The organism is Rhizobium sp. K102, assembly GCF_022385315.1.
Classification (GTDB): Bacteria; Pseudomonadota; Alphaproteobacteria; order Rhizobiales; family Rhizobiaceae; genus Rhizobium; species Rhizobium croatiense.
Window position 1 is genome coordinate 1,204,642 of the sequence record NZ_CP092436.1, and the last position, 21,721, is coordinate 1,226,362.

At 63.7% G+C, this 21,721-nt stretch carries 14 protein-coding genes and 1 pseudogene; 7 read left to right on the plus strand and 8 right to left on the minus strand.

Translation table 11 applies throughout. The annotated features are described in order from the left end of the window. Positions 1-7: 7 nt before the first annotated feature. Positions 8-7,115, minus strand: a pseudogene (locus tag MHI61_RS11820) (hypothetical protein). Positions 7,116-7,579: 464 nt separating this feature from the next. Here MHI61_RS11820 and MHI61_RS11825 point away from each other — a divergent pair. After that, on the plus strand, positions 7,580-7,963 hold the full coding sequence (locus tag MHI61_RS11825; protein ID WP_239792158.1) for an Hpt domain-containing protein: 384 nt from the start codon (positions 7,580-7,582) through the stop codon (positions 7,961-7,963). Between the two features lie 287 nt (positions 7,964-8,250). Further along, entirely contained in the window at positions 8,251-8,571 is a 321-nt protein-coding gene (locus tag MHI61_RS11830; RefSeq protein ID WP_010029491.1) for a 2Fe-2S iron-sulfur cluster-binding protein, read from the plus strand. A 710-nt stretch (positions 8,572-9,281) separates the two neighbouring features. Here MHI61_RS11830 and MHI61_RS11835 read toward each other — a convergent pair. Then, entirely contained in the window at positions 9,282-9,908 is a 627-nt protein-coding gene (locus MHI61_RS11835) for a DUF922 domain-containing protein (protein ID WP_097605171.1), read from the minus strand. A gap of 102 nt (positions 9,909-10,010) precedes the next feature. Here MHI61_RS11835 and folP point away from each other — a divergent pair, with 102 nt between their 5' ends. Genes folP through folK form a run of 3 tightly spaced genes read left to right on the plus strand, consistent with a single transcriptional unit; the run spans position 10,011 to position 11,753 of the window. Next, positions 10,011-10,880 carry a dihydropteroate synthase gene (folP, locus tag MHI61_RS11840; protein WP_239792159.1) on the plus strand — a complete coding sequence of 290 codons (870 nt, stop codon included), beginning with the start codon at positions 10,011-10,013 and terminating at the stop codon, positions 10,878-10,880. Next, entirely contained in the window at positions 10,877-11,242 is a 366-nt protein-coding gene (gene folB, locus MHI61_RS11845) for a dihydroneopterin aldolase (RefSeq protein ID WP_009986496.1), read from the plus strand. Before folP ends, folB begins: the two co-directional genes overlap by 4 nt. Next, a complete protein-coding gene (folK, locus tag MHI61_RS11850) occupies positions 11,235-11,753 on the plus strand; it encodes a 2-amino-4-hydroxy-6-hydroxymethyldihydropteridine diphosphokinase (protein ID WP_239792833.1) in 519 nt (172 codons plus the stop codon). Before folB ends, folK begins: the two co-directional genes overlap by 8 nt. A 68-nt stretch (positions 11,754-11,821) precedes the next feature. Here folK and MHI61_RS11855 read toward each other — a convergent pair whose 3' ends face one another. The 4 genes from MHI61_RS11855 to MHI61_RS11870 form a co-directional block, all read right to left on the minus strand. Beyond that, entirely contained in the window at positions 11,822-12,373 is a 552-nt protein-coding gene (locus MHI61_RS11855) for a hypothetical protein (RefSeq protein ID WP_064685405.1), read from the minus strand. A 210-nt stretch (positions 12,374-12,583) separates the two neighbouring features. Then, the gene (locus MHI61_RS11860) at positions 12,584-13,663 is read right to left on the minus strand and encodes a TIGR01620 family protein (protein WP_239792160.1); all 1,080 of its coding nucleotides are present in this window, start codon (positions 13,661-13,663) and stop codon (positions 12,584-12,586) included. Continuing rightward, entirely contained in the window at positions 13,660-15,135 is a 1,476-nt protein-coding gene (locus tag MHI61_RS11865; RefSeq protein WP_239792161.1) for a YcjX family protein, read from the minus strand. The genes MHI61_RS11860 and MHI61_RS11865 overlap by 4 nt, the downstream gene beginning before the upstream one ends. Before the next feature lie 132 nt (positions 15,136-15,267). Then, a complete protein-coding gene (locus MHI61_RS11870) occupies positions 15,268-15,762 on the minus strand; it encodes a histidine phosphatase family protein (protein ID WP_183837899.1) in 495 nt (164 codons plus the stop codon). Positions 15,763-16,037: 275 nt separating this feature from the next. Between MHI61_RS11870 and dksA the strand changes: the two genes are divergently transcribed. Next, complete coding sequence (gene dksA / locus MHI61_RS11875) at positions 16,038-16,457, plus strand: RNA polymerase-binding protein DksA (protein WP_008525884.1); 420 nt, start codon at positions 16,038-16,040, stop codon at positions 16,455-16,457. 208 nt (positions 16,458-16,665) lie between these two features. On the opposite strand, the gene MHI61_RS11880 is transcribed toward dksA, so the two are convergent. Next, positions 16,666-17,301: a DUF1062 domain-containing protein gene (locus MHI61_RS11880; protein WP_239792834.1), complete on the minus strand. Its 636-nt coding sequence runs from the start codon at positions 17,299-17,301 to the stop codon at positions 16,666-16,668. Positions 17,302-17,710: 409 nt separating this feature from the next. Further along, positions 17,711-18,739: a flagellar biosynthetic protein FliO gene (locus MHI61_RS11885; RefSeq protein ID WP_239792162.1), complete on the minus strand. Its 1,029-nt coding sequence runs from the start codon at positions 18,737-18,739 to the stop codon at positions 17,711-17,713. 304 nt (positions 18,740-19,043) lie between these two features. On the opposite strand from MHI61_RS11885, the gene MHI61_RS11890 reads away from it, so the two are divergent. After that, positions 19,044-21,647: a PAS domain-containing sensor histidine kinase gene (locus tag MHI61_RS11890; RefSeq protein WP_239792163.1), complete on the plus strand. Its 2,604-nt coding sequence runs from the start codon at positions 19,044-19,046 to the stop codon at positions 21,645-21,647. Positions 21,648-21,721 lie beyond the last annotated feature (74 nt).

The following is a 21,721-nucleotide window of genomic DNA, read 5'->3' on the forward strand; positions in this document are numbered from 1 at the left end:
CAGGCTTCTAGCGGAGCCTGCCCGCTGCGTGGGCGAGCATGGTGTAGACCTTGCCGGTATCCGAGGTGAGGTAGGACTGGGTGACAGTCTGGTTCGGGTCGGTGCGGGCGACGTCGGCAAGCAGTTTTTCGAAATCGCCGATATAGCGGTCGACGGCAGTGCGGAATTCCGGCTCGCGGTCATATTTGCGCTTGATCTCGTCGAAGGTTTGCTGACCCTTCAGCGTGTAGAGGCGGCGGGTGAAAACGTCGCGCTCGCCGCGCTGGTAACGGCGCCAGAGATCGACCGAGGCATCGTGGTCGATGGCGCGGGCGATATCGACGGAGAGCGAATTCAGCGATTCCACGACATGGCGCGGATTGCGGCTGTCGTTGCTGCGCGTGGCCGGTGCGGCGGTTTCCGCCGGGCGGGCCGGGGCCCGGGCCGGCGCCTCGTCGGCGGCTTCGTCACGCGAGGCGCCGCGCAGGAGATCGCTGATCCAGCCGCCGCTTTCCCGGGCCGGTTCCTGGCGCCCTGATTCCTGGCGGGCGGGGGCCGGCTGCGGGGCGGCGCGCTGAGCGGCGACGGCCGGAGCCGACGGGGCGATCGTTCCACGCAGGCCCGTTGCTTCGATCGGCGGCGGTGCCGCCGGCTGCGGCGGCTGAGCTGCGACCGGCTGAGCGGGGCGCGGCGCCGGCTGCACCTGGGCAAGCGAGCGGGCGACGGGCTCGGAGATTTCAAGCTGCTGGCTCGAGCGGCCGACGAGCTGGGAGATATCCTGAAGCGCTTTGATCTGCTCGGCGACGGCGCGGCGCATGGCCGAGGCGCTTTCCTTGGCTTCCTCGGGCAAGTCGAAGGCGCCGCGCTTCAGTTCGGCGCGGGTGGCATCGAGCTCGCTGCGGATATCGGCGGCGGAGCGGCGGATATCGTCGGTGGCGCCGGAGAAGCGGCCGACGGCATCCTCGATCGCCTCGCGCAGCGATTCCCGCATGTGCTGAGCCGCACCGTCGGAGGCGCGGCCGGCCTCGCCGAGCATGCGCTCGACTTCCGACAACGAGGCTGTGAGGCCGCCGCGAATACGGTTGGAGAGATCGCCGGAACGACGCTCGACATTGGCGAAGGTGCCGTCGATCGTCGTGTTGGCTTCCTCGCCGGCGCGGGTGATTGCCTCGCGCATCGTCTCGGCGGCTTCCTGGGCGCGCTTCTCGGTTTCGGTCAGAATACGGCCGATATCGGCGAAGGAGGACTGTACGCCCTGGCGCAGATTGCCGGTGACCTGGTTGGAGCGCTGCTCGGCCCGCTCGAACACGGTCTCGATCATGCCGCCAAGGCCGCGCATGGTCTTTTCGATCTCGTCGGAGCGCTGGACCAGGCTGACAGAGAGCGCCTGCAGCGCGCCTTCACGCTCCTCGAGCGTCGAGGCAAGGTTGGACTGGGCGGCACCCAGAAGCTGCGAGGCCTGAAGTCAGGACCTTGGAGTGTTCGTCGAAACGGCCGATGATGCCGCCGACCTGCGACAGCGTCTGGCCCGAAATGTCGGAAAGACGGTCGACCTTGCCTTCGAGAAGCCGGGTCGAGGCATTGACCATTTCGGCGGCCTTGGTGGCGGAGTCGGCAAAGCGCGTCGTGGTTTCCCCAAGACGTCCGTCGACGCTCGTCAGCTGCTCGGCGGCGCGGTTCATCATCATCGCCATCGCTGCGCTGCTTTCCGACATGCGCTGGACCAGACCGTTGACGTTGCCGACCAGGCTGTTCTCGATGGCGCTGACGGCATTGGCGACATTCTCGGTGCGGGCGGCAACGGCGCTGGCGAGCGCTTCGTTTTCGGCGCGCAGACGGTCGGCGCTGAGGTTGGCGGCGGCGGTGATGCGGGCAGCGGCCTGCTCGCCGGCATCGGTGTAGCGATCGATGATCGGGCGGGCCGTTTCGTCGAGAATGCGGGTCAATTCAACCGAGCGGCCTGCAAGCATCGAGTTGAGGTCGCGGGTGCGTTCCTCGAGCGTCGCGCGGATTGAGTTGCCGCGCGCCTCGAGCGCCCGGTCGATGTCGGAGAAGGTCGTATCGATCTCGCGGGCACGCTCCTCGAGATTGGAGCGGATGGCGCTGCTGCGAGCTTCGAGCGCCCGATCGACATCCGCCATGGTGGCGGAAATCTCGCTGCCGGCCCCCGACAGCGTCGATCGGATGGCGTCGCCGCGCGCTTCGAAAGACTGGCCGGCATCCGACAGCGCCTTGGAGATTGCATTGACCTGCGTGCCGACGATCGTCTCGGCCTCGGCGACCTTGTTGACGATGGCATTGCCGGCTTCCGAGAAAGTCTGGGCGACGGCAGCGGCCTGGGTTGCCAGACGGTTCTGGGCTTCGGCGACGCGGGTGACGATCTGCGACGAACGCTCATCCATGGTGCGGGTGAATTCGTCGCTTTTTGCATTGAGATCCTCGGCGAATTGCTGGCCGGTCTTGCCGAGCAGTTCGGTGGTTCTCGTCGCTTCGCCTTCCATTCCCTGAGCTGCTTCGGCCACGGCGCTGCGCAGCGTCGAAGCGAGGCCGGCGGCCTTGCCTTCGATGGTACGGTTGACGGCTTCGAGGCCGACGGTCAAAGCGCGATCCATGGTCGAGAGCCGTTCCTCGATGCGCTCGTTGCCGCGGTCGAGGGTTTCGCCGAGGCTTGCCGTGCGGCCCTCGATGGCGCCCGTCAGCGTGGTCGTGCGGCTGTCCAGGGTCTCGGCCAGATTGGCGGTCCGGCTGTCGATCGCCCGGGTGAGATTTGCGGCGCTGCCTTCGAGCGTCGCCGAGATGCGTTGGGTTGTGTCGTCACCAAGCGCGCCGAGACGGGAAATGCCGTCGGCGAGCACGCCGGACAGCTGGCTGCTGGCCGCTTCGACCTTGTCGGCAACGCCGCCGACGCCGTCACGAATGCGGCTCTCAATGGCAGTCAGGCCCGCTTCCATACGGGAACCGGTTTCTTCGAGACGTCCCGCAAGGCTTGCGACGGACTGGTCGAGATGGGCGGAAAGACCCTGAGCGGAGCTCGAAATCGTGTTGGCCGCCTCCTGGAAGCGGCCGGCGATCTGACCGGCGCTTGCATGCATGCGATCTTCTAATGTCTGAGCGCCGGAATCGATTGCTTGACGGATCGAAGCCTCGCGGTCTTCCAGCGACATCTCGAGCATGCTGATGCTCGTCGCCACCGATGTGCCGATGCTGGTCGCCTGTTCGGTCAGCGTATCGCTGATCAGCGTATGGGCCTGGTTCAGCGACAGATCGATGGCGTTGGCGCGATCCTCAAGCGTCGTGCGGATGCGCTCATGGGCAGAATCCAGTCCGCTCTCGATGCGCGCCGCGGCCTCCTCGGCAAGGCCTCCGAGCCGCGCATGGGCATCGCTCAGGCGGCCTTCGATGCGGCCGGTCAAGCCGCCGACGAGATCCTCGAAGCGGGCGCCGCCGGCATCGAGAACGCCCGAGAGGGCTGCACTGTGCTGGGAAAGCGCATTTTCGAGTCGCTGCTGATTGTCGGCATAGGCGTTATGGATGGCATCGGTCTTGTCGGCAAAGGCGCCGGCGACGCGCGCTTCGGCACTGGCGACGGCTTCCATGATGGAATTGCTGCGGGCTTCGAGCGCGCTGTCGAAGCGGCTCTGATTGTCGTCGAGCGAAATGGCGAGCGCCATGGTCTTTTCGTCGAGCGTATCGGTGAGCCGGTCGTGGCTTGCCGTCACAGCGCCGATGATCGCGGCGGTGCGGTGCCCCAAGGATTCCTCGATGCGGACCTGGCCCTCGTTCAACGAAGCGGCCAGCGCGCTGGCCTTTTGGTCGAGCACGCCGTTCAGGCGTTCATGCGTGCCGGAGACCGCATTGGTGATCGCATCGGCACCGGATGTCAGCGTCTCCTCGAGGCGGCTCTGGCTCTCGTTCAGCGAGATGGCCAGCGCCATCGCCCGATCGTCGAGTGTCTCGGACAGCCGATCATGGGTGGCGGAAACCGCGTTGAGGAAGGATTCCGAGCGCGTCTCCAGCGTATCCTGCAGTCGCCGTTGGCCGTCGTTCAAGGTAGCAGCGAGCGCCGATGTATTCTGGTCGAGCGTTTCGGAGATACGCTCATGTGTGCCCGACACGGCCTTGAGGAAGGCCTCGGAGCGGGTCCCTAACGTGTCTTCGATCCGTGCCTGGCTCTCGTTGATCGAGATGGCAAGCGTCATCGCCTTCTCGTCGAGCGTTTCGGAGAAGCGGTCGTAGGTGCCGGAAACGGAATTCAGCAAGGCCGCGGAGCGGGTTTCCAGCGTATCCTCGATGCGGGCGTGGCTCTCGTTGAGCGAAATGGCGAGCGCCATCGCTTTCTCGTCCAAGGTTTCGGAGAGGCGGTCATGGGTGCCGGTAACGGCATCCATCAGGGCGGCGGAGCGGGTTTCGAGCGTATTCTCGATACGGGCCTGCGTCTCGCTCAGCGAGGCGGCGATGGCAGACGCCCTACCGTCCAGCGTCTCGGCGAAGCGGTCGTGGGTGCCGGAGACAGCGTTCAGCAGGGCTGCAGAACGGGTTTCCAGCGTGTCCTCGATACGGGCCTGGCCTTCGTTCAAGGAAACGGCAAGCGCCATCGCCTTTTCATCGAGGGTGTCGGCAAGGCGGTCACGCGTGCCGGCGATCGTGCTGAGCAGCGCTTCGGCGCGTGTCCCGAGCGCATCCTCGATGCGGGCGTGTCTCTCGTCGAGGGACGTCGTCAGGGCCGCTGCCTTCGTATCAAGTGTTTCCGACAGCCGCTCATGCGTGCCCGACACGGCATTGAGGAAGGCTGCGGAGCGGGTCTCGAGCGTGTCCTCGATGCGGCTCTGGCTTTCGTTCAGGGAGATGGCGAGCGCCATTGCCTTCTCGTCGAGCGTCTCGGACAGTCGGTCATGGGTGCCGGAAACGGCGTTCAGCAGGGTGGCGGAGCGCGTTTCGAGCGTATCTTCGATCCGGGCCTGGCTCTCGTTCAAGGAGATGGCAAGCGCCATGGCCTTCTCGTCGAGCGTTTCGGCGAGACGGTCGTGGGTGCCCGTGACAGCGTTGATGATCGCGTCGGAGCGGGTGGTCAGCGCTTCCTCGAAGCGGCCGTGATGGCTGGTCAGCGCCTCGACGAGCGCGCCGCCGCGCTCTGCCATGACGCTGTCGATGCGTCCATGCGCGGCGCCGAGCGCCTCGCTGATTTCGGCTGTGCGCGCCGTAAGAACGCCGCTCAACGCCTCGGCGCGGCCGCCGAAGGCGGTGGTCACCTCTTCAGTGCCGGCGGCAACGGCGGCGGTCAGCTCGGTGGTGGTGGTGCGCAGCGTGTCGCGGAACTCGGCTGAGCGAGCCTGGAGATTGTTCTGCAGGTCGGAAGTGCCTGATGCAAGCGCCAGCGCGATATCCGACGTCGCGTTCTGCAGCGCCGAGGTCAGCTCGCCGGTGCGGCTGGTCAGCGCGGTGGTGATTTCCTCGCTGCGGGTGCCAAGCGTGTTTTCCAGCACTTCGTGGCTGGTGGCGAGCGCGGTGGCGAGCGCCAGCGAGTGATCCGTCATCGAGGAGCCGATGCGGTCGATGCCGGAATTAAGGATGCCGTCGATCGAATCCGAGCCGCCGGTCAGCGTCTCGTTGATGCGGGCAAGGCTTTCCATCAGCTTCATGTCGAGCGAGCCGGTGCGCTTGTCGAAAGCGCTGGTGAATTCGGCGACGCGCTCATCGAAGGCGGTCGAAAGCTGGGCGACGGTCGTCTGCAGCCGCTCTTCAAAGAAGCCGGAGCGAAGGTCAAGATCCATGACGACGTCGTCGGCGGTGCTCTGCAGGCTCTGGCGGAAGCTTGCGCCCTTTTCGTCAAGCGCGCTGTTCAGTTTCGACAGCACGTCGTCGAGCGTGCCGCCGATGGTGCGTTCGCCCGACGTCAGGCTTTCGTTGATCTCGCGGGTGCGGGCGATCAGGATTTCGTTGAGCTGATGCGTGCGCTCGTTCAGTGCTGCGTTCAGCTTCTCGGTGCTGCTGTCCATGGTCGAAGCGCGCGTCTCGAACTGGCTGAGGAGCTTTTCGCCGTGTTCGTTGAGGTTGACGGAGAGCGCTTCGAGGCGGTTGTCGAATTCAGTGGCGAGAGCAAAGCCGGATGCGTTGAGCGTCTGGAGCAGGCTATCGGTCTTGGCGGCGAGCAGGCTGCCCATCGACTGCAGGGCGCTGTCCGATTTTTCCAGGATCGTCGCTGCGCGCGTGTCGATCAGCGAGGCGAAGGCTTCGCCCGATGTGGCGAGACGCACAGCGATCTCTTCGGTCGCAAGCGACAGTTCTTCCTTCAATTGGTCGTGGACGCTGCCGATCGAGGTGCGGATGCGGTCGGCATGATTGACGATCGCCTCCCGTTCGGAGCCGAGTTCATGGACAAGGCCGCGCACGCGCAGTTCATTGTCCGCATAGGAACGCTCCAGCGCGTTGACTTCGGAATGAACCAGCGTTTCCAGCTCGGAAGCGCGCGCGATGGTGCGCTCGATGCCTTCGTTCATGGCCGAGACCTCGCGGCGCACCGCCTGGCCCACGGTCATGATGCGTTCGGAGGCGATGGTTTCCGGCTCTGCCAGGCGCAATGCCACCTCTGCCATGGAGCGGGCGGCGTTGCGCATGTCCTGGGCGCGGGAGATCATGATGGCGAAAGCGTAGAACATCATCACCGGAATGATGATGCCGACCAGGCCGGCAATGACACCGGGCAGGGCGACGAGGTCGGCCAGCGACCGGATCTGCCAGATCTGCGGCGCGTAAAGCAGCGACATCAGGCCGAGGCCCGCCATCACCCAGAGCACGGAAAACAGGGTGGCGGTGCGCATCGCCGAGCGGCTGGAGGCGCCGTCGAAAGATTTCAGGATAGAGGCGGGCGTATTGCGGCTGGCATCATTGGCGGGTGCGAAGGCCGGAGCCCTGGAAGCCTGCTCGCCGTTGGCGCCGCGGCGGTTGCGGCGCTGCGCTTCTTCCTGGGCTTGCTGATTACGCACATTCGATGGATCAGACACATTCCCCTCCGGCGCCTCAGGCGCGTCGCCGCGGCGAGACGGCACATTATCCTTGCCGAAATCGATCTGGAGCGCCTCGTCCAATGCCTTGAACGCCTTGTCCTCTATCGACTCATTGTATTTGTTATTCGCCATTCGGTTACGCCTCGTTACTGTCGGCCGGTCCGCCAGCGCTGCCCAGGCTTCCGCCTCACCCCGGAACAACTTTGCCGTTATGGCCCTCCATCCCAACCGCGGACGGATAAGCATGTCATTTCAGAGTAGATAGCCGCTTTTTCAAACGGAAGGTATCAAAACACTACCATTATCCACTCACTCGGCAAAGGCGCGTACCATAAACCCGCTCCACCAGTATCGTAGTGACACATCTGGGCTCTTCACACAATTAATGAAGGCTTGAGATTAGCGGCTCGTTAACCTGTTGTTAACAATTTTGAATCCTCGACCCCGCTTAAAAACCAATAATTTAGGGATATTTAACGGACATTAACCATACGCCGAGATTTCCGCGCCCGCTGTGCCGGAATTTAACGTGATGGCCACCCTCCTGACGCAGAACTGTTGCAAGTGCGGACGGCGTGAGACGGGAGAATTGGCAAATGGCGGCCCAGATGGCAGCATTGAATATCGTATTCGAGGCGCCGGACAATGCAAAGGGACCCTGTCCCTCGAAGGTCCGGCCGATCGACCTGGTTCATCTCGCAAAGCAGACGATGGGCGACAAGACGCTGGAAGTCGAAGTCCTTCAGATGTTTGCCCGTCAAGCCCGCGCGTGCCTTCAGGATATTGCGAGCGGCGAGACCGTGCGTGTCGGGGCCGCCGCGCACAGGCTGAAAGGCGCGGCAAGTTCGGTCGGCGCATTCCGCGTGTCGCAGACGGCGGAAGTCATAGAGGAGACCGGCGGCGATGCCGGCACGATGGCGGCGCTGGGCGCTGCCGTTCTCGACGCGGAGAATTTCATCCTGAAGCTCTGCCGCGGCTGATCGCTCTTCCGCTCGTTCGAGCCGCGGCGCCGCGTGTCTATTCAGACGCGCAAGCGACGCTGTGGCAGTTGGATGGCGGTACGATCTTATCCTTAAGCAATCATGCGGGCGGGCCTGTTGTTCCATTGCGGAACCACGGGTCTTTTTGCGACGTCCGATATGACGCATTGAAGACGGCGGGCGACGGCCTGATCTGCGAGGTTATGGCGAATTTCCGAATGTTGACTGACGCGTCGAATTGTCGGAAGTAAAGCCGCCCACCCATTTCAAGACCGGAAATAGTGCTGATGCCCAAACTTACCATCGTCGCCTTCGACGGCACGCGCTTCGACCTCGACGTCGATCAAGGCTCCACCGTGATGGAAAATGCCGTGCGCAATGCGGTGCCCGGCATTGAGGCCGAATGCGGCGGCGCCTGTGCCTGCGCGACCTGTCACGTCTATGTCGACGAAGAATGGACGGAGAAAGTTGGCCAGCCGGAAGCGATGGAAGAGGACATGCTCGACTTCGCCTTCGATGTGCGCCCGACTTCGCGGCTCTCCTGTCAGATCCGGATGAAGGCCGCCTATGACGGGCTCGTCGTGCACGTGCCGGAACGTCAGGCCTGAGGGCGGCGCCCAAAGCGCCTCGCATCAAATTTGATTCATGCTACGCGCTTTAGAGCCTTTCCTGGTTAGATTGAAGCATTCTGCCGGAGCAGGTTTTCCTCTGATCCTGGCTAGAGATGCCCGGCCCACCGGCCGCACCGCTTCGCCGGGGCGAAGCGATAAGTGCGTCCGGCGCTTTTAAGTCTTGCAGATTTGCCTGGCAAATCTGCGGGAAGGTTGGCTGAAACGGGCCGGCTGATCGACCGGCCGGCTTGGCCGTAGAGCTGGGCTACGACGCGCGCCGGCCGGTCGACCATCCGACTCCGTTTGAGCCAGCAGAATGCTTCAATCTAACCAGGAAAGGCTCTAGCTCTTTGTTTTTATGCATGTCGTTGTCCCGGAACCGCTGCACACTTCCGGGCGACATGCTTCGCCGCGTTCGCTGCCGTAGCCACAAAAAAGACGCCTCGCGCGCTGGTGCGAGCGAGGCGAGGCGGGCGCATTACCTACGGATGAGGGAGGAACATCCGCGGCTTCGGAACGCGCCAGGAGAACCCAACGATGAAAGTCCAGATGCCGTAGCTGAACTTTCGAATGTGTTCATATTAACGCGTTCCGGTTGAGTTTGCCAGGATGAAAAATGACCATTGAAACGCTGGGGAGGGGGCAAGTTTCGCACAAGTTTCGTTGCGCAGCTAAGTTTTTCTGCTCGTAACCAGCTTGAAAAAGCCTTATTTTCCGCCAGCTCGGCCGTTGATTCGATTATTCAGCAATCTCAACATACGCTTCTGAAAATTGACCGCTTCGACCCGGTCGAATCGCGCCTGCAGCCGATCGTGCTCCTCTATACCGCGAGCTGATTCGTTGGAGACGAGCTCCTGCATGGCCTCGCAGCTGCGCTGCTGCGGCAAAGCGCGGATAGCGCGCTCCATGGCGCGGGCCTGATCTCTGGCGATCTCGGCATGGCGCTCCTCGTGGCGCTTGATGTCGCTCGACAGCGCGTCCCAGATCATCGACAGCTCCTTGCTGGCACCACGGCGGCTGTTCCAGCGCGGCAGGATGATTTGGGTGTGGACCGTGACCTTGACGTTGCCGACGCGGCAGCGGCCGTCATCCTGAATATAGGTGGCCTCGCCGCCGAAGCGGATTTTGGTGGCGCCGGGATGGCGCGCCGAAGAGCCGCTTGCCGTCGGGCCGCGCCGGCTGAGTTCCTGGTCGAGCTCCTCGGCGGTTTTGCCGCGGATGTCGAAATAGGAATAGCTTTTCGTTGCGATCACTTCGGCTGCCGCTGGGCCGCTGAGAGAAAGGGCAATGGAAAAGGCGACAGGAAGGACCATATAACGCACTGCAAGCGGCATTCTGAACGCAATCCATGTTGAAATCGACAGGAGCTTGGGGCATAGCCACCGCAAGCGCAATATCGGATGGCGGCTTTTTTCGTCATCAATAGGACAAGTCTGGTGACAGGGCTCGAAGGCAGTTTATGGCGTGTGGGCCATGGCCGGGAGATCGAACTCGGCCGTCGTTCTCTCATCATGGCGATCATCAACGTGACGCCGGACTCCTTTTCCGACGGCGGACGCTTCAAAACCGTCGATGCCGCCGTCGAACACGCGCTGCAGGCGGTGAGCGATGGTGCCGGGATTGTCGACATCGGCGGCGAATCGACCCGGCCGGGCGCAGCATCGGTCAGCCCTTCGGAGGAGCAGGCGCGGGTGCTGCCCGTCATGGAGGCGCTGCGCGGCCGCACCCAGGCGCTGATATCCATCGACACGTATCGCGCCGAGACGGCGCGGCTTGCGGTCAGCGCCGGCGCCCATATCATCAACGATATTTCCGGACTGCAGAAGGAGCGCGGTATCGCGGACCTGGCCGCGGCGACAGGGGCGGGGCTCTGCATCATGCATACCGGCCGCGACAGGGTCAAACTTGCCGATGTGATCGCCGACCAGGTGCATTTCCTCGAACGGTCGCTTGATATCGCCGCTGCAGCAGGCGTCAACAGAGATCGCATCGTGCTCGATCCGGGCTTCGGCTTCGCCAAGGAAACGGCGGAAGAGAATCTGGAACTGATGGCGCGGTTTTCCGAACTTTCGCGCTTCGGCCTGCCGCTGCTTGCCGGCACCTCACGCAAGCGTTTCCTCGGCACCGTGACCGGGCGGGATGCGTCGGACCGGGATGTGGCGACGGCCGCGACGAGCGTGTTGCTGCGCCTCCAAGGAGCTGCGGTTTTCCGGGTGCATAATGTCGCAATCAACAGGGATGCGCTTGATGTCGCCGATGCTATGCTCAATGCGCGCCAGGAATTCGAGAGGAAGCGGCCGACATGACCACCTACACGATCACGCTGCAGAACTGCGCCTTCTTCGCGCGCCACGGCGTGCATGACGAGGAGGAATTCCTCGGCCAGCGCTTCTTCGTCGATGCCGAGCTCGATGTCGTCGCCGGCGAGGCGCTGAAAAGCGACTCGATCGACGATACCGTCAATTATGGCATCGCTTTCACCGTGATCGAGCAGATCGTCACCGGCAAGCGACGCTACCTGATCGAAGCCCTGGCGCTCGATATCGCCAAGGGGCTCTGCGAGACATTTCCGCAGGTGAGGCGGGCGAAGATCACGGTGCGCAAGCCGAACGCGCCGGTGCCTGGCGTGCTCGATTTCGTGCAGGTGAGCGTTGAGCACTTTGCCTGAGGCCGTATACCGATCCGCCACGCTCGGCCTCGGCGGCAATATCGGCGAGCCGGTGAAGGCGATGGCGGCGGCGCTGCAAAGGCTGGACGGGCACGACGATTGTCGTGTTACCGCTGTGTCGCGGCTCTATCGCACGCCGCCCTGGGGCAAGACGGACCAATCATTCTTCTTCAACGCCTGCGCCGCCGTCGAAACCCGGCTTCCTCCGGAAGCTTTGCTCGATGTCTGCCTCTCGATCGAACGCGCGATGAAACGCGAGCGTATCGAACGCTGGGGGCCGCGCACGCTCGATATCGACGTGCTGACCTATGACGGCATCGTCCAGGACGCGCCGCGGCTGAAACTGCCGCATCCGCGGATGACAGAGCGCGGTTTCGTGCTGATGCCGCTTGCCGATATCGCCCCAGGCCTTGTCGTCAGGGGGCGGCCGGTCAGCGACTGGCTGCTCGACGCCGACGTGACCGGCATCGAGGTCGCCGATGACAGCGGCGACTGGTGGCGGAGCGCCTGAAGCACGGCTCCTGAAACGCGAAACGGCGGGAAACCCGCCGCTTCAGGAAAATCCGTCATGCGTTCTGTCTACTGGATGGAGCCGACGGCCATTTCGTCGACCTGACGAGTCAATGTCAGGCCGATAACAGGGATCATCTGGCTTTCGACCTTGACCGAAACGGTGACGTTCATCGTCTTGTCGTCGCGTATGCGGGCGATCATCGCTCCGTTCAGTTTGGAGCGGTTGATGCCGACCACGACGGTATCCTCGGTGACGGCGCCGGAGACGACGTCAAGACCTTTGCCGGCGGCGCCGTCGAGAAACTTGCCTTTATAGCTGGAGCCCGACTGCGAGATGACGGCGGTCATCGGCTGCTTGAAGACGCCGACGCGGCAGGTGCCATCGAGTTTGATGCCGGCGGTGCTGTCGCCGGTCGGTTCACCGGTCAGGTTGCAGGTGAATTTCGTGCCCTTGTACTTGCCGGCGACGATCTCGCCGGGGCCTTTCCAGGAGCCGGCGACGGATTCGAAGAAGGCCTTGTCACGGGTTGCGGCGGTGGCTGCCGGAGCGACATCTGCGACCGGAGACAATGCCGCGGCGGCGAGGCCGCATACGAAGAGAAACTTGCGCGAATACATGGATTTTCCTTGGCAAACACCACTCACGAACTGGTGCCAAGTTTTGCCGAAAAATGGTTAATCCTTCCTTTCGACTGTGCCGAAATGCAAGGGATTACAGGCGTGCCATGCTGTACGGATTTCAATATCCTGCCGCTAATGTGTTGAATCGGATACTATTTTCACAACTTCACGCTGGGGAAGGCGAAAGCCGCGGAATTGCTTCGTCGATTAAGGATTGTTGCTGCGCGGTGACATGGAAGGCGTGAGATCGCCGATGAAATCACCGATTCCTGGCCGTTTCAGCGCGCGAAAGGCCAGCGGGCGGCAGAGATCCATCGCCGCGATTCCGATGCGGGCGGTCATCAGGCCGTTGATGACACCCTCGCCGAGTCGGGCCGAGAGCTTCGAGGCCAACCCATGGCCGAGCACCTGCTGGACGAGGCTGTCACCGACGGCGATCGAGCCGGTCACGGCAAGATGCGCCAGCACGTCGCGCAGCAGGCGGAACATGCCGAGCGTGCCGGGGCGGCCGCCGTAGAGTTCCGCCATGGCGCGGATAAGGCGGATGGCCTCGTAAAGCACATACAGCAAGTCGACGACGGCGCGCGGGCTGACGGCGGTGACGATCGACACACGCTTGGAGGCATTGACGATGAGGGCGCGGGCCTTGCGGTCGAGCGGGGCGAGCAACTCTCGTTCGGCCAAGGCGATCAGATGCGGGGGATCGATGACCTCGCCCTCGGTCGCCTTCAGCGTCGCGCGTCCCTTCGATGTCTCGGGGTTGGCGGCAAGCAGCGTGGTGAGGCGCGCAACGACGGCGCGCGCCTTCGCCGGCCGGGTTTCGAGGATCGCGGCTTCCGCTTCGGCCTTGATCGTCTGGACGGCGGCAAGGCGCATCATGCCAGCCGTCTCGCGGATGACCAGGGCAAGTACGGCGAGGATGCCGATCGCGAGCGCGCCAAGGGCTGCGTAACCCAACCAGTCGGCGCGGGTGAAGAGATCGCGGATCAGTCGGTCGGTCCAGAGGCCAATGCCGAGCGACAGCAGGATGCCGAAGGCACCGGCGGCGATCTTGCCGAAGGAAGTCCGCCGCTTGCGCGGCGTGGCCACCGGTGCTGCGCCGAGATCCCTGTCGGGATTGATGAAGGGATCCTCCTCATCGGGCGTCAAGACGATCTCTTCCGAGAAGCTTTCCGGTTTGCGCCGGCCTTGCTGCTGCCGGCCGTTGTCGCGCGGCTCGGATGGCTCATCGTCGTAAGCGAAGGCGGCGGGTGGGCGACGCGGCACATCGGACGGGGGTTTGCTCATGCGAGACGGTCTCCGAACAGGAACTGCATGGCGCGGTCGAGGCGGATATGCGGCACCGACAGCTTGATGCCGCCGCCGGTCTCCTCAAGATGCGGCGGGCGGAACCTGACGACATTGACTTCGGGCAGGGTCCCAGCGGCCTCGCCCGAAACGATGCGGTCAAACAGGCCCTCCGGATCCTCCGGCAGATCGCCGGGGAAGATCGCGGTCTTCCTCTGGCCGTCGAAGCGCTCGCCGGCAATGGTTTCACCCGCCATCGGCGTGCCGACGATGACGGGCAGGTCATGGCCGTCACGTTTGACCGATGCCTCGCGGGTAGCGCGCACGGAGGCGAGCGCCATGACATCGATGCCGGCGCCGGCCATGCCGATGCGGGCGATGGCGCGATCGACGAGGCGGCGGGTCAATGCGTCGAGCCGGTCGTGGCTCTCGTGATGGAGATGGTCAGCCTTGGTGGCGGCGACCAGCACACGGTCGATACGGCGGCCAAGCAGCGAAGAGAGCAGCGAATTGGTGCCCGGGCGGAAACAGGCGAGCACATCGGTCAGCGCGCGTTCCAGATCCTGGACGGCTTCGGGGCCGCGGTTCATCGCCTGCAACGCGTCGACCAGCACGATCTGGCGGTCGAGCCGGGCGAAATGCTCGCGGAAGAAGGGTTTGACGACCACCGACTTATAGGCTTCGTACCGTCGCTCCATCATCGCCCAGAGCGAGCCGCGATCGGGACGGCCATCGGTCGGCAAGGCGAGCGGGGCGAAGGTCAGCGCCGGCGAGCCGTCGAGATCGCCGGGCAGAAGCAGGCGCCCGGGCGGCAAGGTGGAGAGCGAGCGTTCGTCGGTCTTGCAGGCCTTGAGATAATCGGCAAAGGCAGAGGCAAGTTCGCGGGCGATCATCTCGTCGGCGCCGGCTTTGATATCGGCGGCACGTGTGAGCGCCAGCCATCCCTGCGACAACGCGGAGCGGACGCCGGTTTGCGCAAGCGCCATCGTCTCCTCGCTGAAGGTGCGATAATCTTTGCCGAGCAGCGGCAGGTCGAGCAGCCATTCACCGGGATAATCGACGATATCGATCGACAGCCGGCCGGGCGAGAACAGCCGGTTCCAGCCGCTGGCGCTCTGATAGTCGAGCGTGATGCGCAACTCGGAAATGGCGCGGGTCGAGTCCGGCCAGATGCGATCCTTCACCAAGGCCCGGATATGATCTTCGTACTGGAAGCGGGGCACGGCATCATCCGGCTGCGGCTCGAGCCGCACGGCGGAAACGCGGCCGGACTGCACCGGCTCGAACAGCGGCAGTCGGCCGCCATGCAGGAGATTGTGAACAAGCGAGGAGATGAAAACCGTCTTGCCGGATCGCGAGAGGCCGGTGACGCCGAGCCGCACGGTCGGATTGACGAGGCCGTTCGCCCGGTCGGCGAGATTGTCGATGGCGATGCGGGCGTCGTCGGCAAGGGATGTCAGGCGTGGCGGCAAGGCGCGATTCCGATTGATGACTGCCGGCAATATAGGAAGGCGGCGTTGTGCGAAAAAGAAGTGGCGCGAACGCATTTCCGTTTTCCGCGGAAAGTGAAAATTTCTGCCGCTCTTCGAATTGCTCGGACGATGTCAGACGACAACGAAATCGGTCAGGCGCCAGGCGGTGACGGAAGCATCGAAATCGATGACGGCAAGGCCTGCCGTCGGAAAGCCGCGGGGAAGGGCGGCGACCATCGCCTTGTGGCCGATCAATGTCTCCAGCACCTGCTCCATGGTCGGATTGTGACCGACCAGCATGACGGCGGCAGCCTCCTGCGCATCGACGATTTCGAGATAGGTGCCGACGGTGGCGTCGTAGAGCGCATCGACATAGCGCACGTCGAGGCCGACGCCGACCGCCCGGTGGACGGCGTCGGCGGTGTCGCGGCAGCGAAGCGCCGTCGAACTGATCAGAAGATCCGGACGGTAGCCCTTGTCGGCTGCCTTGTCGGCGATGATCTCGGCATCGCCGTAGCCCTTTTTGCTGAGCGGCCGGTCGAAATCGCGCTGTCCGGGGTCGGCCGCAGCGGCCTTGGCATGACGCAGGAGATAGATGCGGTTGGGCGGAGGCAGCGGTACGGTCATGGGCAAATCCAGGATCGGGCGGGTCTTTTCAGTAGCGGCTGCGGTCGGCCGCCGTCAATCGCCAGCCATGCCGAGCTGCCTAAAACGTGGCTGACAACACGGCGTTTTGAAGGCGAAGCCAAAAACGGCAGCCGGAATAACCATGACAAAATAGACCGTTAGCTTAAAATTGTAACAGATTTAAAAATCTGTTTACCTGTCGTATTTGGCTTGAATCGCGGCTAGCGCTTGGGATATACACCCGCCCAGATGAGATGTTCTTCAGGAGAATCGCGTTGAGTGAGAAGATCGATCTTAGCAATTACGTTCCCTCGGAAGAGGAAGAGTTCATGAACGTAAACCAGCGTGCCTACTTCAGGGCGAAGCTGGTCGCCTGGAAAAACGATATCCTTAGAGAAGCGCGCGAAACACTCGACCATTTGGCCGAGGAAAGCGCAAACCATCCCGATCTCGCCGACAGGGCGTCGTCGGAAACCGACAGGGCGATCGAACTTCGCGCCCGCGACCGGCAGAGAAAGCTGATCTCCAAGATCGACGCGGCCCTGCAGCGCATCGAAGACGGCACCTATGGCTATTGCGAGGAAACCGGCGAACCGATCGGTCTCAAGCGCCTCGACGCCCGCCCGATCGCGACGTTGTCGATCGAAGCGCAGGAGCGCCACGAACGTCGTGAAAAGGTCTACCGCGACGAATGACGTTTTCGATATAGGCAGAGACACATTGGGCGCCGCGATCTGATCGCGGCGCCTTTTTGTCGGGGCCTACTCGCGGCTTGTCGATTGGTCTTCGTGCGCCGCCCATCAATGCGCGTCGCATCAAATTTGATTCAAGCGACGCGCCTCAGCCTTTGTTTTATGCATGTCGTTGTCCCGGAATCGCTGCACCCTTCCAGGCGGCATACATTTAGGACGGGCCACCTGCCGCCAGAGGTTTCCACCGTCGCTCCCGCTCCGCCTGCATGGCGAGATCGATCGTGACGAGCGTGCCACTCCTGATCCGCCGCCGCATGATGTCTGCCCCGCCGGGGTCCGTTCGACATAGGCCCTGATCGTGCAGAGCCTGGAGGCGCGAGCGCGACATCTTCAACTCCCCGGCCAGCAGCCGATCCAGCCGTAGGTTTGTCGCGAACTGGGCTGTCAGTTCGATTTCCAGGCTTGTCCAGCCTGCGCTCTCGTGCCGTATCTCCTTGGCAATGTCGAATTCGGCGAACTCGTCAACGCGCTGTGCTTTGCGCCGCAGCCCATCGAGATTGAAGGTTTCCGCGCGAACCCAATCCGGGTCGTTGGACTGCAGCGCGTCGAGCGTCAACCGATCGATGTCGCGGATAGTCCGGCGCTCGAAGATCGGCCGGTTCCATGTCCTTTCGCAGGTCAGGCATTTGTAGATCAGCCAGGCGTCGAGCTTGCGACCGTTGGCATTCAACCGGATCTTGCCGCTGGATCGGAAGGCTCTGAGGCCTCCGCATCCGCCACATGCAATCCATGGCTGAGGCGCTGTCTTGGGAGTGATGGTCCATCGGACCCGAAGCTTCTTGCACATATCGTCTTGGTCTTCCGTTCGGAAGTCCACCAAGATGGTGCAGGAGAAACCCTTGCGGGCGCGGTGTGGCGATGTTGTGGGCGGCTGAAGAACTGAGCAGCGGAGCTGCACATGGCACATTGTAACAATGCCAAACCGGTCTCTCGCCACCACCCGATGAACATGGTCGCATGCCGCCAGCGTCTCGCTTTGCAGCAGTACGGGGTGAAACTGGGGTGAGACCGGTATTTACTTAGGCAAAGTGTGACCTCGATGCGCCAAAGCTCTTCGCGTCGATTGATAACAAATGATCGACGCGGTGGGGAGGCCCGAAGAGCTTCAGGACTGAGAAGCCGCGGCATTGCGGCATTTCTGCAACTTCATGATGAGGTCACGCATGCGCGCAACCGAGCCTGCGCCGGTGCGGCAGTCACTTGTCGCGATTGACGCTCATTTCGCCGAAAATGCGGGCAACTTCCTTCTGCAGCTCCGTGTCGGCGCCGGTGATCGGGGCAAGCTCGGGATCGCGGCGCGGCAGGTTGGCGGGCTGCGGCGCGGCCTGGCGCGGGGTCTGGTTTGCCGGGGCCGGCACGATGCGCTCGGCCGTCAGATTGTTCGCCATTTCCTGTTCCAGCACCCGCTGGAAATCACGGCGAATCGCCGCTGCCGATTGCGCGGCCGCTTCGTCCGCGGGCGTCGCGGGTGCGGTGCGCGGCGCCGGCATGTCGGGGGCGGAGACCTCGGGATCGATGCGCTGCTGCGGCAGGACCCGCTGGCGAGCGGCGTCAAGGATTTCGGCGGCACTCGCCGTGTCGTGATAGGGCGCGGGCTGCGCGACCGGCGGGGCAACCGGTTGTTCCGGCAGGCGCGGCTGGAGCGGAGCCGGGCGCGGAGAATGGTCGCGTTCGGCCGACAGCGGAGCCGTCGCGGGCTCCGCCGGAAGCGGGCTGGTGGCCACCGGCGGCGGCACGGCCGGCTGGGCCGGCGGTTCGGGGCGCGGGCGCGGCTCCGGCGCGGCTGAGGCCGCGAAGGCCGGTTCAGCGGGCGGCTCGGCACGGGCTGCAAGCGGCGGACGGCTTACGGAAACGGGCGGTGTTTCGGGGCGCGGGACTGTTGCCGGCCGCTCCGCCGCCGGCTCTGGCCGTTTGACGCTTTCGGGCTGTTCGGCCGCCTCGGCCAGGATGCGGCTTTCGATGACGATGTCGGTCGGACCGCCGATCATGATCAGATGTTCGACGTCGTCACGGCGCACCAGCACCAGCCGGCGGCGGGTATCGACGGCTGCCGCATCCAGCACCTGCAGGCGGGGCTGACGGTTGCGGCCGCCGCGCACGAAGGGCGAGGGGGCGCGGCTTCGAATCAGCCAGAGCGCCAGAATGAGCAGGAGAAGCGCGAGGCCGACGCCACCGGCCGCAAGCAGGAAACGGCTGCCGTAAGCTCCGACAAGATCATCGAACATAGTCACTCACTCCATTTCGCATTCGGCACATATTGACGACTTTTCCGTTCCTTAAACAAGGGCCGAAGGTCCTGTCCAGTGACGCACGAAGGCGATTTCGTATTGTGTCGGATGACGGCTGGCGGCTTGCGCACGGGCAGCCGCGGCGGCTCGACAGGCAGATGGCGCTCTAGCCTGTGAATTCAAGCAGTCTTGCCGGTGACCGGTGTTTTTGCCGGCGTGGCAAATTGCTAAGAAGGAAAGAGTGCCTGATTCCTGCTTCGTGTTCGTGCTATGAAATGGGAAGGGCTTATGCGAGGAATACATGACGAAACCGCGTCAGGCCGACGACTATAACGCACCGCTTGTGGATCGTGGGGGGCGTTCTGGCACGGTTTTGCGCATCCTTCTGTTGGCGCTCGTGCTGATCGCGGCAGCCGGCGCCTTCGTCGTCTTCAAAAGATCACTCGACAACGAGATGGTGCTCGGCGGCCTCGGCGTGCTTGCCATGGTCGGCATCTTCTTCCTGGTGTCCTCGGTCATCGGCTTCATCGAGGTGATGCCGCAGCACCAGTCCGACAGCCTGGCGCGCGCCTTTCTCAACAGCCACCCGGACGGCACGCTGATCACCGACGACAAGGGACGGATCATCTATGCCAACGCTGCCTACGGCGCGCTGACCGGCGCGCGCAAGGCGACCGAGGTGCAGACGCTCGAAACGCTGCTGTCGCGCCATCGCGAGTCCAACGAGGCGCTCTACCGGCTGGTCAACGGTCTGCGCGAGGGCAAGGAGGGCCGTGAGGAGTTCCGTCTGCTGCGCGCCGTCGGCCCCGGCTCCAACAGCTCGGGCGCGCATTGGTACCGGCTGAAGGCGCGGCTGCTGCATCAGGAGGATAATGGCGGCAAGCCGCTGCAGATCTGGCAGATCACCGACATCACCGCCGAACGCGACGATCAGGAGCGATTCTTCAAGGAGCTGCAGAACGCGATCGACTATCTCGATCACGCACCCGCCGGCTTCTTCTCCGCTGGCCGTAAGGGCGAAATCTTCTACCTGAATGCCACGCTTGCCGAGTGGCTGGGCCTCGACTTGACCAAGTTCCTGCCGGGCTCGATGTCGATCGGCGACCTGGTGGCGGGCGAGGGGCTGGCGCTGATCCAGTCGGTGCAGGCCGAACCCGGCCTGAAGAAGACCGTGACGCTCGATCTCGATTTGCGCAAGACCAACGGCCAGAGCCTGCCGGTGCAGATCATCCACAGCGTCACCTCGATGCGCGATGGGGCGCCCGGCGAAAGCCGGACGATCGTGCTGGCGCGCGAAAAGAGCAGCGAGAGCGGCCAGTCCGCTTCGGCCGCCGCCATGCGCTTCACGCGCTTCTTCAACAACACGCCGATGGCGATTGCCTCGGTTGATGGCGAAGGGCGCATTCTGCGCACCAATGCGCCGTTCCTGAAGCTGTTTTCCGGCGTCGTGTCGCGCGACGATCTCGAGAAATCACCCTCTCTCGAAACCATCGTGCAGGAGAGCGACCGGCCGCAGCTGGCCGCGGCGCTGGCGGCGGCCAAGGACCGGCAGGGCGACATCGCGCCGCTCGACACCCGCACGCCGACCGACGAGGCGCGCTATTTCCGCTTCTATGTCAATGCCGTCATCGACCAGAGCGACGAGGCGCCCGAGGAAGCGGCGATCGTCTATGCTGTCGAGGTGACCGAGCAGAAGGCGCTGGAAGCGCAGATGGCGCAGACGCAGAAGATGAACGCTGTCGGAACGCTCGCCGGCGGCATCGCGCACGATTTCAACAATGTGCTGACAGCGATCCTTCTGTCGTCCGACCATCTGCTGCTGCAGGCGCGGCCCTCCGATGCGAGTTTCGCCGACCTGATGGAGATCAAGCGCAACGCCAACCGCGCCGCGGTGCTGGTGCGCCAGCTGCTTGCCTTCTCGCGCAAGCAAACGATGCGGCCCTCGGTGCTAAACCTGACGGATGTCGTCGGCGACCTGCGCATGCTGGTCGACCGGCTGCTCTCCGGCACCAACGTCAAGCTCGACGTGCAATATGGCCGGGATCTCTGGCCTGTCAAAACCGACCTGTCGCAGTTCGAGCAGGTGCTGATCAATCTCTGCGTCAATGCGCGCGATGCGATGCCGGAAGGAGGCACGCTGACGCTGCGCACCCGCAATCTGACGGCTACCGAGGTCTCCGCCTTCAACTATTCCTACATGCCCGCCGAGGACATGGTGTTGGTCGAGGTCACCGATACCGGCACCGGCATCGCGCCTGAGATCATGGACAAGATCTTCGAACCCTTCTTCACCACCAAGGATGTCGGCAAAGGCACCGGGCTTGGTCTTGCCATGGTCTATGGCATCGTCAAGCAATCCGGCGGCTACATCCAACCGGAATCCGAAGTGGGCAAAGGCACGACCTTCCGCGTCTTCCTGCCGCGCCATATCCCCGAGCCGGCGGTTGCCGCCGAAGCCGGCGCGATCGACAGCGCCATTGCCGCAGTCGGCACGCCCCCCGAGGCGCCTGCCGCGCAGCAGCCCGAGGACCTGACAGGCTCTGCCGTCGTTCTTCTCGTCGAGGACGAGGAGGCGGTGCGCCGGGGCGGCAAGCGGATGCTGGAAACGCGCGGCTACACCGTGCATGAGGCGGGCTCGGGCGTCGAGGCGCTGAGCATCATGGAAGAGCTCGAGGGCAAGGTCGACATCGTCGTTTCCGACGTCGTCATGCCTGAAATGGACGGCCCGACGCTGCTGCGTGAGCTGCGCAAGAACTATCCCGACCTGAAATTCATCTTCGTCTCCGGCTATGCCGAGGACGCCTTTGCCCGTAACCTGCCGCCGGATGCGAAATTCGGCTTCCTGCCGAAGCCGTTTTCGCTGAAGCAGCTCGCTGTGGTGGTCAAGGAGACGCTGGATAGCTAGCGGTTACGGCTTCGTGGTTTCCGGATAGGGCGTCCGACGTGGCCCCCTCTGTGCTGCCGGACATCTCCCCCACA